A 13229-nucleotide genomic window follows, 5' to 3' on the forward strand; every position below is an offset into this window, starting at 1 on the left:
CGTCCTGGACGCCCCGCACGGGGTCACGCCGGCGGACGGCGGCGGGCGACCGCGCGGAGGACGAGCCAGCCGGCGCACGCGCCGACGGCGTACCAGAACAGGTCCGGTGCGTTGAAGGTGGAGCCGAGGACCAGGCGGGCGGCGGTGCTGCGGGCGGACAGCGCGGCGGGCAGTCCGGTGAGCTGGAGCAGCTCCACCGCCCAGCTCACCGCGAGCGCGACACCCGCCGCCCGTACCGGGGTCGAGCGCGGGGCGAGCAGGACGACGAGGGCGAGGACCAGCAGCGTGTACAGCGCGTCCCCGCCGTACTTGGCGACGTCGCCTGTCGCCACGGCCCGCAGACCCAGTCCCGCGCCGACGGTCAGCAGTGCCGCCGCTGCCGCCAGGAGCCGCGTCCGTCCCGTCCCGTCCGGTGCGGGCGGTCCGCTCCCGCCTGCGGGGCGGGCCGTTCGGACAGCTCTGTCGCTCATGAGGGACGAGTCTGCCGGCCCGCGCCCGGGGGACCGTTGCCGACCTGTGTCCCACGGGGGCCGAAGCGGCTGAACGGCGGGCCCGGCGCGCACGTTACTGGAGGGCGGACGGCCTCCGTGCCGCTCCTTTCCCTGCCCTGCGCACCGGCCACATCGCGAGGAGTTCCACCATGGGCGCCACCGACCGGCTCGACCGTCACCAGCCGCTGGTCCTGGGTCTGTTCCGCATCGTCATCGGGCTGCTGTTCACCAGCGAGGGCGCGGCCACCCTCTTCGGCGTCCTGGACCGGGAGGCCGCCCCCGCGGGGGACTGGCCGTTCTGGCACGCGGGGGTGATCGAGCTGGTCTGCGGCGCGCTCGTCCTGCTCGGGGTCCTCACCCGGGCCGCCGCGTTCCTCAGCTCGGGCGCCATGGCCTTCGCCTACTTCACCGAGCACCAGCCGGACGGTCCGCTCCCCCTGCAGAACGGCGGCCTGTCGCCGGCGCTGTTCTGCTGGGGCTTCCTGCTGCTGGTGTTCTTCGGACCCGGGGCCCCGTCCCTGCCGGGCCTCGTCCGCCGTGACGCCTCGTCCGGGGGCCGGGGCCGCGGATGACCCCACGAGCCGCCGCCCCCGCCGCCAGAGACACTCCCGTCGACGCGTCGACGGGAGTGTCTCTCACCTTGATAGGCAAGTGGACACTTGCCTATAGTGGGGGTGTGGCCGACGACCTCTTCAAAGCCCTGGCGGACGGTACCCGCCGCACGATCCTCGACGAGCTCACGGAGAAGTCCGGGCAGACCCTGTTCGAGATCTGTGCGCGCCTGAGCATGAAGCACGGGCTCGGCATCTCACGTCAGGCGGTGTCCCAGCATCTGGCCGTCCTGGAGGCCGCAGGGCTCGTCGAGACCCGGCGGGAGGGCCGGTACAAGTTCCACGAGCTGAACGTCGCGCCACTGCGGCACATCACCGAGCGCTGGCTCGACCCCAGCACCCCCGCACCGGAGAAGGACCCCTCATGAAGATCCACCTGACCAGCGTCCTCGTCGACGACCAGGCGCAGGCCCTGCGCTTCTACACCGACGTCCTCGGCTTCGTGAAGAAGCACGACGTGCCCGTGGGCGAGAAGGACCGGTGGCTCACCGTCGTCTCGCCCGAGGACCCGGACGGCACCGAACTGCTCCTGGAACCGGCCGGCCACCCCGCGGCCAAGGCCTACCGGGAGGCCCTCGCGGCGGACGGCATCCCCCTCACCCAGTTCGCCGTGGACGACGTGCGGGCGGAGTACGAGCGGCTGCGGGAGCACGGCGTCCGCTTCACCCAGGAACCCCTGGAGACGGGGCCCGTCACCACCGCCGTCTTCGACGACACCTGCGGCAACCTCATCCAGATCGCCACCCGGGCGGCGTAGCCCCGCCCCTCTTCGGCCCTCACCCGCCTCACCGCGACCCACTGTTGAACATGTTCAAAAAGGCGGGTTAGGGTGAGGGCACTCGAAGAGGCCGGAGGGGTCCGATGAAGATCGTTCTGCCCGGGGGGACCGGACAGGTGGGCACGGTCCTGGACCGTGCGCTGAGCGCGGCCGGGCACGAGGTCGTCGTGCCGACCAGGCAGCCGAGGCGCCCCCAGGACGTCGCGTGGGACGGAGCGACCCTGGGCCCGTGGGCCGGGGCGGTCGACGGCTCGGACGTCGTGGTCAACCTCGCGGGCCGCAGCGTCTCCTGCCGGTACACCCCGGAGAACCTGCGCGCCATGATGGACTCCCGCGTGGACTCGACGCGGGTCGTGGGCGAGGCGATCGCGGCGGCCCGCCGACCACCGAAGGTCTGGCTCCAGATGAGCACCGCGACCGTCTACGCGCACCGCTTCGACGCGGCGAACGACGAGGCGACGGGCGTCATCGGCGGCACGGAGAGCGGCGTGCCGGACTACTGGGCGTACAGCGTGGAGATCGCCAGGAACTGGGAACGGACGCAGGCCGAAGCGCCGACGCCGGACACCCGGAAGGTGGCCCTGCGGGCGGCGATGGTGATGAGCCCGGACCGGGGCGGGGTGTTCGACGTGCTGCTGCGGCTTGCCCGGCTGGGGCTGGGCGGCCCGGTCGCGGGCGGCGCGCAGTACGTGTCGTGGATCCACGACGAGGACTTCGTGCGCGCGGTGGAGTTCCTGATCGCGCGGGAGGACATGGAGGGTCCGGTGAACCTCGCGGCGCCCGGCCCGCTCCCCCAGCGGGACTTCATGCGGGTGCTGCGGGCCGCCTGGGGGCTGCCGGTGGGGCTGCCTGCCACCCGCTGGATGGCCGAACTGGGAGCCTTCGCGCTGCGCTCGGACACGGAGCTGCTGCTCAAGAGCCGGCGGGTGGTACCGGGCCGGCTGCGGGAGGCCGGGTTCGAGTTCACCCGGCCCGGGTGGGAGGGGGCGGCGGCGGACCTGGTGCGGCGGGTGCGGGCCGCGCGTGGGGGCGGCGGGCTGCGTGCCCGGGCCGCGCGGGCGCGGGGCGGCGCGGGGCCGGGGCGGCCCTGAGCCAGGCCGACAAGGACGGCGGAGGGGCGAGTCCGGTTCGCCGCCGGGTGCGGGTGGGAGCTGGTCGCGTGGTTCCCCGCGCCCCTCGGGGCACGCTGGCCGGCCGTCCGTCGGGCCGGACCCCGCCGTTCGGCCCGCACGACGGCGCGAGGCCCACGGGCACGCCGTGCACGGCCGGCCAGGGGTGCGAACCGCCCCACACGGCGGGCGGTGTTGCGGGAACGGCCGATACGGGCATGACTGGGGCCGTAGGATCGAGTGATCTCGTGGGGGTGGTCATGCTCAGGCGGCGTCCGGGCACACCGACGCTCGAGGAGGTGGCCGCGCTCGCCGGTGTCGGGCGGGGCACCGTCTCCCGCGTCGTCAACAACGCGGCGGGCGTGAAGGACACGACCCGCCGTGCCGTGCAGCGCGCCATCGCGGAACTGGGGTACGTCCCCAATCTGGCGGCCCGTACGCTGGCGGGACGGCGTGCCGACGCGGTCGCGCTGGTCATGACGGAGCCGGACTGGCGGCAGTTCGGCGAGCCGTTCTTCTCCGAGATCGTGCGGTCCGTCGGGGACGCCCTGACCGAGACCGAGGTGCAGCTGCTGCTCACCCTGGTGCGCACGGACGCCGAGCGGCAGCGGCTCGTGGAGTACGCGCGCGGCGGCCGGGTGGACGGCGTGATGCTGATGTCCGTGCACGCCACGGACCCGCTGCCCGACATGCTGGCCCACGTGGGCCTGCCCACCGTGCTGTTGGGACGGCGTTCCGGCGACGAGAGCGTGACCTACGTCGACGCGGACAACGTCGGCGGGGCGCGCGCCGCCGTGTCGCACCTGCTGGACACCGGGCACCGCGCGATCGCGACCATCACCGGGCCGCCCGACATGTACGTGGCCCGGTGCCGGCTGCGCGGTTACCGGGAGGCGCTGGAGCGGGCGGGCGTCGAGGGCAGGGAGTCCTGGATCGTCGAGGGCGACTTCTCCGCGGACAGCGGGCACCGCGCGATGGCCGAACTGATCGAGCGGGCGCCGGAGATCGACGGGGTGTTCGCCGCGTCGGACACCATGGCGGCGGGCGCGCTGGGAGCGCTCCGCGCGGCGGGCCGGCGGGTGCCGGACGACGTGGCGGTGATCGGGTTCGACGACTTCCCGCTCGCCCAGCACACCGATCCGCGGCTGACGACGGTCCGTCAGCCGCTCGAGGAGATCGGGCACACGATGGTGCGGCTGCTGCTGGAGGAGATGGAGGAGCCGTCGGCGGCCTGGCGGCACGTCATCCACCGCACCGAACTGGTGCTGCGCGGCTCCGCCTGACCGGTCCGGAATCCCGGGCCGCCGTGTCCGGACCCGTGTGCGTCGAATGTTTCGGGAGCGCTCCCGCCACCCGAGGTCCGTGTGGATCATTCCTCTGACCTGCGGCTTCGAAAGACATTCGACGGGTTGCCGCGCACAGGGTTGTCAGGGACATGGACGCCTTCTACAGTCCCCTTCCGGAACACCATTGGGAGCGCTCCCATTCATGGGGAGGCGGGAGCGCTCCCGCCGGTATCCCGCGCCCTCCTCCCGAGAGGTCCCCCATATGCCACGGTTACGGCACCACCCCCGCACCCTGCGCGCCGCCCTGATGGCGCTCCTCACCGCCCTGGCCGCACTGGCGGCGCTGCTGACCGCGACCGCGCCGGCCCAGGCCGACACCGAGATCTGCGAACAGTACGGAACGGCGGTCGTCCAGGGACGCTACGTCGTCCAGAACAACCGCTGGGGCACCACCGCCCCCCAGTGCGTCACCGCCACCGACTCCGGCTTCCGGGTCAGCCGGGCCGACGGCTCGGTGCCGACCAACGGCGCGCCGAAGTCGTACCCGTCGCTCTTCAACGGCTGTCACTACACGAACTGTTCGCCGGGCACCGCTCTCCCCGCGCGCATCAGCGGGATCTCCTCCGCACCCAGCAGCATCTCGTACAGCTATGTCGACAACGCCGTGTACAACGCCTCGTACGACATCTGGCTGGACCCGACGCCCCGGACCGACGGGGTGAACCGGACCGAGATCATGATCTGGTTCAACCGGGTGGGTCCGATCCAGCCGATCGGCTCGCGGGTCGGCACGGCCACCGTGGCCGGGCGCACCTGGGAGGTGTGGTCCGGCGGCAACGGCACCAACGACGTGCTGTCGTTCGTCGCGCCGTCGGCGATCAGCAGCTGGAGCTTCGACGTGATGGACTTCGTCCGGGAGACCGTCGCGCGCGGCATGGCGGGCAACGACTGGTACCTGACGAGCGTCCAGGCCGGTTTCGAGCCGTGGCAGAACGGCGCGGGCCTCGCGGTGAACTCGTTCTCGTCGTCCGTCCACACGGGCGGCGGCGGGAACGATCCCGGCGATCCGGGCGCCCCGGCCGCCTGCACGGTGTCGTACGCGACGAACGTCTGGCCGGGTGGCTTCACCGCGAACGTCACCGTCACCAACAACGGGCCGGCCCCCGTGGACGGCTGGCGGCTCGCCTTCACCCTGCCCTCCGGCCAGAGCGTCGTGCACGCCTGGAACGCGTCCGTCACCCCCTCCTCGGGCGCGGTCACGGCCACCGCACCGGCCGACAGGGCCCGGATCGCCGCCGGAGGCAGCCAGAGCTTCGGCTTCCAGGGCACCTACAGCGGCGGCTTCGCGCAGCCGGACGCCTTCCGGCTGAACGGCACCGCCTGCCGCACCGCGTGAGGGCCGCGGCGGGCCGCACCCGCCGTGACCCCGCGCTCCGGAGCCCGCTCCTCCCTCCCCGCGCCGACGGGGCGGGCTCCGCGGGCCTTCCCCCGAGGGCGGCCCGCGAGCCGCACGCCGCCCCGGCCCGACCGCGCCGCGGACGGCCGTACCGGCGGCGGGTGCCGACGCACCCGCCGCCGTCCGGTCCCGTCCGTCGCGGGACGGTCCCCTGATCCCCCCGCCCGTCCGGCTGGCGCCCTCCCCGGCCGGGCGGGGGCTCCACCCCCTCTCTCGCACCGCCCATGAGCAACTCAGCATCGGGACAGGAGACTCCATGGCTCTGAGAAGCAGACTGGTCTCTCTGGCAGCGGTACTGGCGACCCTCCTCGGAGGGCTCGGTCTCAGTTTCCTCTGGCAGAAGGACGCGCAGGCGCACGGCGTGGCGATGATGCCCGGCTCGCGCACCTATCTGTGCCAGCTGGACGCCATCACCGGTACCGGCGCACTCGACCCGACCAACCCCGCCTGCAGGGCCGCGCTGAACCAGAGCGGCGCCACGGCCCTCTACAACTGGTTCGCCGTCCTCGACTCCCAGGCCGGCGGGCGCGGTCCGGGCTATGTCCCGGACGGCACGCTGTGCAGCGCGGGCGACCGCTCCCCCTACGACTTCTCCGCCTACAACGCGGCCCGTGCCGACTGGCCGCGCACGCACCTGACGTCCGGCGCGACGATCAAGGTGCAGTACAGCAACTGGGCCGCGCACCCGGGCGACTTCCGGGTGTACATCACCAAGCCCGGCTGGTCGCCCACCTCTCAGCTGAAGTGGAACGACCTGGAGCTGATCCAGACCGTCACCAACCCGTCCCAGCAGGGTTCCCCGGGCACCAACGGGGGCCACTACCACTGGAACCTGAAGCTGCCCTCCGGCCGCTCCGGTGACGCGCTGATCTTCATGCAGTGGGTGCGGTCGGACAGCCAGGAGAACTTCTTCTCCTGCTCCGACGTGGTCTTCGACGGCGGCAACGGCGAGGTGACCGGCATCCGCGGCTCGGGCGGCGGCCCGGGCACGGACCCGACCCCCGACCCGAGCGACCCGCCGCACACCGGTGAGTGCATGGCCGTCTACAGCGTGACGAACTCCTGGAACGGCGGTTTCCAGGGCTCCGTCGAGGTGATGAACCACGGCACGTCCCCGCTCAACGGCTGGGCCGTGCGGTGGAAGCCCGGGCAGGGCACCACGATCGGCAGTGCCTGGAACGGCACCCTCAGCACCGGGTCCGACGGCACGGTGACGGTGCGGAACGCCGCCCACAACAGGGTGATCAATCCCGACGGGAGCGTGACGTTCGGCTTCACGGCGACGTCGACCGGCAACAACTTCCCGGTGGGCACGATCGGTTGCGTCAATCCGTAGCGACCCCCGTTCCTCACGGGTGAGGAACGGGTGACCGGTCCCGGTCCGATGCGCCGTCCTCCCCTCGGAGGGGAGGACGGCGCATCGCCGTTCCCGGGCTCACTCCGCCGGCGCCGGTTCCTCCACGACGGAAACGCGGACTTCCTGAGTATCTGTTTGCAACTCACCGGTACACTGGCCGCATGGCCAAGACGCTCGGCAAGGACGCGACCTGCTCCATCGCGCGGAGTCTCCAGGTGCTCGGGGACTCCTGGACGCTGCTGATCGTGCGCGAGGCGATGCTGGCGGGCTCGACGCGCTTCCAGGAGTTCCGGGAGGCGCTGGGCATCGCGCCGAACATCCTGACCAAACGCCTGGCGTTCCTGGTCGACGAGGGGCTGATGGAGCGGCGCGGTTACCGGGAGCCCGGCGAGCGGGCCCGCGAGGAGTACGTGCTGACGGAGGCCGGGCACGGCCTGACCACGGTGATCGCGGCGCTGGCGACCTGGGGGCGGACCCACCGCCCGCACCCGGAGGGGACGTCGCCCGAGTTCGCCCTGCCGGACTCGGGCGCCACGGCCCGGCTGGCCTTCGTCACCGACGACGGGGAGCGGGTGCGGCCGGAGCAGCTCACGGCGCACCGCCGGCCCGACACGGCGCTGGACGCCGAGGCGGTGTGACCGGGGCGGCGGTGCGACCGGCGCGGCCCGCACGGGCGGACCCCGTACGAGGCGACCGGCGGCCCGGGGACCGACGGGCTCGCCGACCCGGTGCGGCGGGCGCGTCCCCGGCCGGCGGTCACCGCGACCGCCGCCCGCCCCGCCGACGCGCCGCGCTCCGCTCCCCCGGCCGCCGGTGCGGTGCGCTGCCCGGCGCGCCCGGCCCCGGGGAACCGTCCGAGCGCGCCGGAGCGTCGGCCGCCGGGACCGAAGACGCCGACGTGCGGGAGCCGGCCGAGGCGATCCCCGGGGCGGACCGGCTGGACCGATCGCCCCCGGACCGTTGACTCATCCTTACGCACGGGTAAGTTGACTCCCGAGTAAGTAAGTACGGAGAGCCAGCACGACAGTCAGCCGCGACCGGGAGCCGTCATGGGCGTACGCAAGGATCTGAAACGGGCGAAACGACGGGCCGATCTGGCGGGCCGCAGCCGGGTGGAGACCGTGAAGGACCGGCGCGGGGTCGTCCGCGAGGTCCGCACGGAGGTCCTGGCCGCGCCTCCCGCCGCGGGCACCCCCGCCGACGTCCCGTTCACCAACGCGGACGAGGCGCCCGACGCGGTCGTGCTGCGCCGCGAGGAGCGGGGGGTGTGGCGGCCGGTCACGGCGGCGGCCTTCGCCGCGGAGGTCACCGCCGTGGCCAAGGGCCTGATCGCCGCCGGTCTGGAGCCGGGCGACCGGGTCGCCGTGATGTCCCGCACCCGCTACGAGTGGACGCTCCTGGACTTCGCGATCTGGGCGGCCGGCGGGCAGACCGTGCCGGTGTACCCCACCTCCTCGGCGGACCAGGTGGAGTGGATCGTCCGGGACTCCGGCGCCCGGCACGTCGTCACCGAGACCCCGGGCAACACCGCCGCGGTCCGCACCGGCACCGCCGCCCTCCCCTCGCCGCCGCAGGTGTGGGAGCTGGACGCGGGCGCCGTGGACGACCTCGTCGCACGCGGCCGGGACGTCCTGGACGAGGAGGTCACCAAGCGGCGCACCGCCCTCACCGCCGACACGGTGGCGACCGTCTGCTACACCTCCGGCACCACCGGACGCCCCAAGGGCTGCGTGCTCACCCACGGCAACCTGTACGCCGAGTCCGCGAACACGGTCGAGCTGCTGCACCCCGTCTTCAAGGCGGTCACCGGCCAGGTCGCCTCGACGCTGCTGTTCCTGCCGCTCGCTCACATCCTGGGCCGCACCCTGCAGATCTCCTGCCTGATGGCCCGCATCGAGACGGGGCACTGCCCGAGCATCAAGCCGGACGAACTGCGGCCCGCGCTCAAGGCGTTCCGCCCCACGTTCGTGGTGGGCGTGCCCTACCTCTTCGAGAAGATCCACGACACCGGACGGGCCACGGCCGAGAAGATCGGCCGCGGCGCCTCCTTCGAGCGCGCCCACCGCGTCGCCGTCCGCTTCGGGCGGGCGCACCTCGACCGCTTCCTGGGCCGCGGCAAGGGCCCCGGCCTCCGCCTGTACGCCGCGTGGGCCCTGTACGACCTGCTGGTCTACCGCCGGGTCCGCAAGGAGCTCGGCGGGCGTCTGCGCTACGCCATCAGCGGCGGCTCCCCGCTGGAGAAGGACCTCAACCTGTTCTTCTACGCGGCCGGCGTGATGATCTACGAGGGCTACGGCCTGACCGAGACCACCGCCGCCGCCACCGTCGTCCCGCCGCTGGGCCCGCGCCCCGGCACGGTCGGCCGGCCGGTCCCCGGCACCGCGGTGCGCGTCGCCGACGACGGCGAGGTGCTCGTCAGGGGCGGCATCGTCTTCACGTCGTACTGGAACAACCCGGAGGCCACCGAAGAGGCGCTGCGCGACGGCTGGTTCGCCACCGGGGACCTCGGCTCCCTCGACCAGGACGGCTATCTGACCATCACCGGCCGCAAGAAGGACATCATCGTCACCTCCGGCGGCAAGAACGTCTCCCCCGCCGTCCTGGAGGACCGGCTGCGCAGTCGCCCGCCGGTCGGGCAGTGCCTCGTCGTCGGCGACAACCGGCCCTTCGTGGCCGCGCTGATCACCCTGGACCCGGAGACGGTCGCCCACTGGCTGTCGGTGCGCGGGATGCCCGCCGACACCCCGATGTCCGAGGTGATCCGCGACCCGCGCATGCGCGCCGACGTGCAGAAGGCGGTGGACTACGCCAACGAGGCCGTCTCCCGCGCCGAGTCCATCCGCGCGTTCACCCTCGTCGAGGGCGAGTTCACCGAGGAGAACGGCCTGCTCACCCCGTCGCTGAAGGTCAAGCGGCAGGCGGCGCAGGAGGCGTACGCGAAGGAGATCGCCGCGCTGTACGCCTGAGCCGGGCCGCCCGTGCCGTCAGCGCAGGTCGAGCCGCATCAGCACGCGGGGATGGCCGGCCAGCACCGAGGTGGTGTCGGCGGCATGGGTGAAGCCGGCCCGCTCGAAGTTCTTGCGGAGCCCGGGGTAGGCCATGGTGAGGTCGGCGCGGGCGTCGCCGTTGTCGAGGGGGTACGCCTCGACGGCGGGGGCGCCCTGCGCGCGGGCGTACTCGACGGCGCCGGCGATCAGGGCGTGCGAGAGGCCCCTGCCGCGGTGGCCGGGGCGGACCCGGACGCACCACAGCGACCAGACCGGGAGGTCGTCGATGTGCGGGATCTTGCGGTTGCGGGCGAAGGAGGTGTCCGCGCGGGGTGCGACGGCGGCCCAGCCGACGGGCTCGCCGTCCTCGTGGGCGAGCACGCCGAGGGGGGTGCCGGAGCGCAGCAGTCCGGCGACGTACTCCCCGCGGGCGGGGCCGCGCAGCTCACGGTTGAGCTGCGCGGGAATGCGGTAGCTCAGGCACCAGCAGACGTTCGCCTGCGGCGACTTGGGACCCAGCAGGGCACGGACGTCCTCGAACTCCGAGGCCGGACGGACTTCGACGGTCATGCGTCCACGATGGCACGTCCGGCCCGCCGGCGCCGCCGCGTCGCGGTGGGCCGGCGGGCCGCCGCGTCACCGGCCGTGCGCGGGCGGGGTCTCCTCCAGGAAGTCCGCCAGGCCGTCGAGCAGGCGGTCGACGTCCTCGTCGGAGGTGTAGCAGGCGAGGCCGACGCGCAGGCCGCCGGTGTCGCCGAGGCCCAGGTGGCGGGAGGCCTCCAGGGCGTAGAAGTGGCCGGAGGGCGCGTGGACGTTCCGCCCGGCGAGGAAGCGGTGGGCGTCCTCGGTGCGGCGGCCGTCGAGGGTGACCAGCAGGGTCGGGGTGCGGCGGGCCGCCCGGGAGTGGACGGTGACCCCGTCGAGGGCCGCCAGTCCCTTCTCGAGCCGGGCCCGCAGCCGCGCCTCGTGCTCCCCGATCGCCTCGTACGCCGCGCCGAGCCGGGCGCGGCGGTCGCCGTCGGTCCGCCCGGCGAGCCCGGCGAGGACGTCGACGGCCGCGCGGGTGCCGGCGAGGAGCTCGTAGGGCAGGGTGCCCAGCTCGAACCGCTCGGGCACCGCGTCGGAGGAGGGCAGCAGCTTGTCCGGGCGCAGGGTCTCCAGCAGCTCCGGAGCGGCGGCCAGCACACCGTGGTGCGGGCCGAGGAACTTGTACGGCGAGCAGACGAAGAAGTCCGCGCCGAGCGCCCGGACGTCGACCGGGGCGTGCGCCGTGTAGTGGACGCCGTCGACGTACAGCAGGGCGCCCGCCTCGTGGACGAGCCCCGCGATCTCGGCGACCGGGGGCATGGTGCCGATGAGGTTGGAGGCGGCGGTGACCGCGACCAGGCGGGTGCGGGGAGAGAGCTGAGCGCGGATGTGGTCGGCGGTGAGCTCTCCGGTGGCCGGGTCGAAGCCGGCGCGGCGGACGGTGACTCCGGCCCGTTCGGCGGCCTGCGTCCAGGGGCGGATGTTGGCGTCGTGGTCGAGCCGGGTGACGACCACCTCGTCGCCCTCCGACCAGCCGGCGGCGAGGGTGCGGGCGACGTCGTAGGAGAGCTGGGTGGCGCTGCGGCCGAAGACGACGCCCGCCGGGTCGGCGCCGAGCAGGTCGGCCATGGCGCGGCGCGCCTCGACGACGAGGGTGTCGGCGTTGCGCTCGCCGGGCAGCAGGCCGCCCCGGTTGGACAGCGGCCGCGCGAGGGCGTCGGCGATCGCGTCGATGACGGGGCGCGGCGTCTGGGTGCCGCCGGGGCCGTCGAAGTGGGCGGTGCCGGCGGCCAGCGCGGGGATCGCGGCGCGCAGTGCGGTCAGGTCGTACGTCACGGGGTCTTCCTGGAGGTCGGGAGGGCGGTCAGGCGGCGGGGGCGTCGGGCGCCGGGGACTGCGGCGCCGCGGGCCGCGGCGCCGGTGGCTCCGGTGCCGGCGACTGCGGTGCCGGCGACTGTGGTGCCGGCGGGTCGGTGAGCTGTTCGCGCAGGTAGTTCCAGACGACCGCGATGAGAGCGGCGACCGGCACGGCGAGCAGGCTGCCGACGATGCCGGCCAGGCTGCCGCCCAGCGTCACCGCCAGCAGGACGACCGCCGCGTGCAGGCCGAGACCGCGGCTCTGGATCATCGGCTGGAACACGTTGCCCTCGAGCTGCTGCACGACGACGATGACCACCAGCACGAGCACCGCGTCCATCAGCCCGTTGGACACCAGCGCGATCAGCACGGCGACCAGGCCGGCGAACAGGGCGCCGACGATGGGCACGAACGCGGACACGAAGGTGAGCACCGAGAGCGGCAGGACCAGCGGCACGTCGAGGATCCACAGGCCGAGGCCGATCAGCACGGCGTCGATGAGACCGACGAGCGCCTGCGACCGCACGAACGCGCCGAGGGTGTTCCAGCAGCGTGCGGCGACGGCCGGCACGTCGGTGGCGAGCCGGCCGGGGAGCTGGCGGCGCAGCCACGGCAGGAAGCGCGGGCCGTCCTTCAGGAAGAAGAACATCAGGAAGAGCGCCAGGACGGCGGTGACGACGCCGCTGAAGACGGTGCTCACCCCCGTGACGGCGGTGGTCGCGATGGACCCGGCGCTGTCCTGGAGACGGGCGGTCGCGGCGTCGAAGGCGCCCGCGATCTGGGCGTCGTCGATGTTCAGCGGCGGGCCCTCGGCCCACTCGCGCAGCTTCTGCACGCCCTGGACGACACCGTCGCCGAGTTCACCGGCCTCCGACGCGACGGGCACCGCGATGAGCGCCACGGTGCCCGTGCCGACCAACAGGAACAGCACGGTCACCAGGGACGCGGCGACCGCCGGGCGCAGACCGCGCCGGCGCAGCCAGTGGGCCGGGGGCCAGGTGAGCGTGGTGAGCAGCAGGCCGACTATCAGGGGCCAGACCACGGACCACATCCGGCCCAGCAGCCAGAGGGCCACCCCGGTCGCCACCAGGACCAGCAGCAGTTCCCCCGAGATGCGCGCCGAGGTTCTCAGCGCGGCGCGGGTTTTCCCCGCGTTCAACGTGGCAGACATGGTGGCACCCTATGGTGCCCGGGGGGCCGTGGTGATCGCGGGACACAACGGGCGTGTGCCGGCGGGGTGTCGGGTGCGTCCGCCCCCGGCCGGCGGACC

13 protein-coding genes are annotated in these 13229 nt (G+C 73.8%); 9 read left to right on the forward strand and 4 right to left on the reverse strand.

Going from position 1 to position 13229, the window contains the following annotated elements; translation table 11 throughout:
- Positions 1-23: 23 nt before the first annotated feature.
- Positions 24-470, reverse strand: coding sequence for a DUF2809 domain-containing protein (locus tag ACIQ8B_RS22735; protein WP_403549112.1), 447 nt, complete (start codon positions 468-470; stop codon positions 24-26).
- 170 nt (positions 471-640) lie between these two features.
- Between ACIQ8B_RS22735 and ACIQ8B_RS22740 the strand changes: the two genes are divergently transcribed.
- The 9 genes from ACIQ8B_RS22740 to ACIQ8B_RS22780 all read left to right on the forward strand — a co-directional run bounded on the left by ACIQ8B_RS22740 (position 641) and on the right by ACIQ8B_RS22780 (position 10054).
- On the forward strand, positions 641-1063 hold the full coding sequence (locus tag ACIQ8B_RS22740; RefSeq protein ID WP_403549114.1) for a DoxX family protein: 423 nt from the start codon (positions 641-643) through the stop codon (positions 1061-1063).
- Positions 1064-1167: 104 nt separating this feature from the next.
- The gene (locus ACIQ8B_RS22745) at positions 1168-1470 is read left to right on the forward strand and encodes a helix-turn-helix transcriptional regulator (protein ID WP_106416103.1); all 303 of its coding nucleotides are present in this window, start codon (positions 1168-1170) and stop codon (positions 1468-1470) included.
- Positions 1467-1859, forward strand: coding sequence for a VOC family protein (locus tag ACIQ8B_RS22750; protein WP_403549116.1), 393 nt, complete (start codon positions 1467-1469; stop codon positions 1857-1859). Before ACIQ8B_RS22745 ends, ACIQ8B_RS22750 begins: the two co-directional genes overlap by 4 nt.
- Positions 1860-1963: 104 nt before the next feature.
- Entirely contained in the window at positions 1964-2971 is a 1008-nt protein-coding gene (locus ACIQ8B_RS22755; protein ID WP_403549118.1) for a TIGR01777 family oxidoreductase, read from the forward strand.
- A 278-nt stretch (positions 2972-3249) separates the two neighbouring features.
- On the forward strand, positions 3250-4272 hold the full coding sequence (locus tag ACIQ8B_RS22760; protein WP_403549239.1) for a LacI family DNA-binding transcriptional regulator: 1023 nt from the start codon (positions 3250-3252) through the stop codon (positions 4270-4272).
- A gap of 265 nt (positions 4273-4537) precedes the next feature.
- On the forward strand, positions 4538-5671 hold the full coding sequence (locus ACIQ8B_RS22765) for a GH12 family glycosyl hydrolase domain-containing protein (protein WP_290010520.1): 1134 nt from the start codon (positions 4538-4540) through the stop codon (positions 5669-5671).
- Positions 5672-5987: 316 nt separating this feature from the next.
- Positions 5988-7067: a lytic polysaccharide monooxygenase gene (locus tag ACIQ8B_RS22770; RefSeq protein ID WP_290010521.1), complete on the forward strand. Its 1080-nt coding sequence runs from the start codon at positions 5988-5990 to the stop codon at positions 7065-7067.
- Between the two features lie 182 nt (positions 7068-7249).
- Positions 7250-7726 carry a helix-turn-helix domain-containing protein gene (locus ACIQ8B_RS22775; protein WP_290010523.1) on the forward strand — a complete coding sequence of 159 codons (477 nt, stop codon included), beginning with the start codon at positions 7250-7252 and terminating at the stop codon, positions 7724-7726.
- A 411-nt stretch (positions 7727-8137) separates the two neighbouring features.
- On the forward strand, positions 8138-10054 hold the full coding sequence (locus ACIQ8B_RS22780; RefSeq protein ID WP_403549121.1) for an AMP-dependent synthetase/ligase: 1917 nt from the start codon (positions 8138-8140) through the stop codon (positions 10052-10054).
- An 18-nt stretch (positions 10055-10072) separates the two neighbouring features.
- On the opposite strand, the gene ACIQ8B_RS22785 is transcribed toward ACIQ8B_RS22780, so the two are convergent.
- The 3 genes from ACIQ8B_RS22785 to ACIQ8B_RS22795 form a co-directional block, all read right to left on the reverse strand.
- Positions 10073-10645 (reverse strand): GNAT family N-acetyltransferase, encoded by a 573-nt coding sequence (locus ACIQ8B_RS22785; RefSeq protein ID WP_403549123.1) that lies wholly within the window; start codon positions 10643-10645, stop codon positions 10073-10075.
- A gap of 66 nt (positions 10646-10711) precedes the next feature.
- On the reverse strand, positions 10712-11938 hold the full coding sequence (locus ACIQ8B_RS22790) for a cysteine desulfurase-like protein (protein ID WP_403549125.1): 1227 nt from the start codon (positions 11936-11938) through the stop codon (positions 10712-10714).
- A gap of 28 nt (positions 11939-11966) precedes the next feature.
- Positions 11967-13130, reverse strand: coding sequence for an AI-2E family transporter (locus tag ACIQ8B_RS22795; protein ID WP_403549127.1), 1164 nt, complete (start codon positions 13128-13130; stop codon positions 11967-11969).
- Positions 13131-13229 lie beyond the last annotated feature (99 nt).

The sequence above is a fragment of the Streptomyces sp. NPDC096105 genome (assembly GCF_044763335.1).
Taxonomy (GTDB): domain Bacteria; phylum Actinomycetota; class Actinomycetes; order Streptomycetales; family Streptomycetaceae; genus Streptomyces.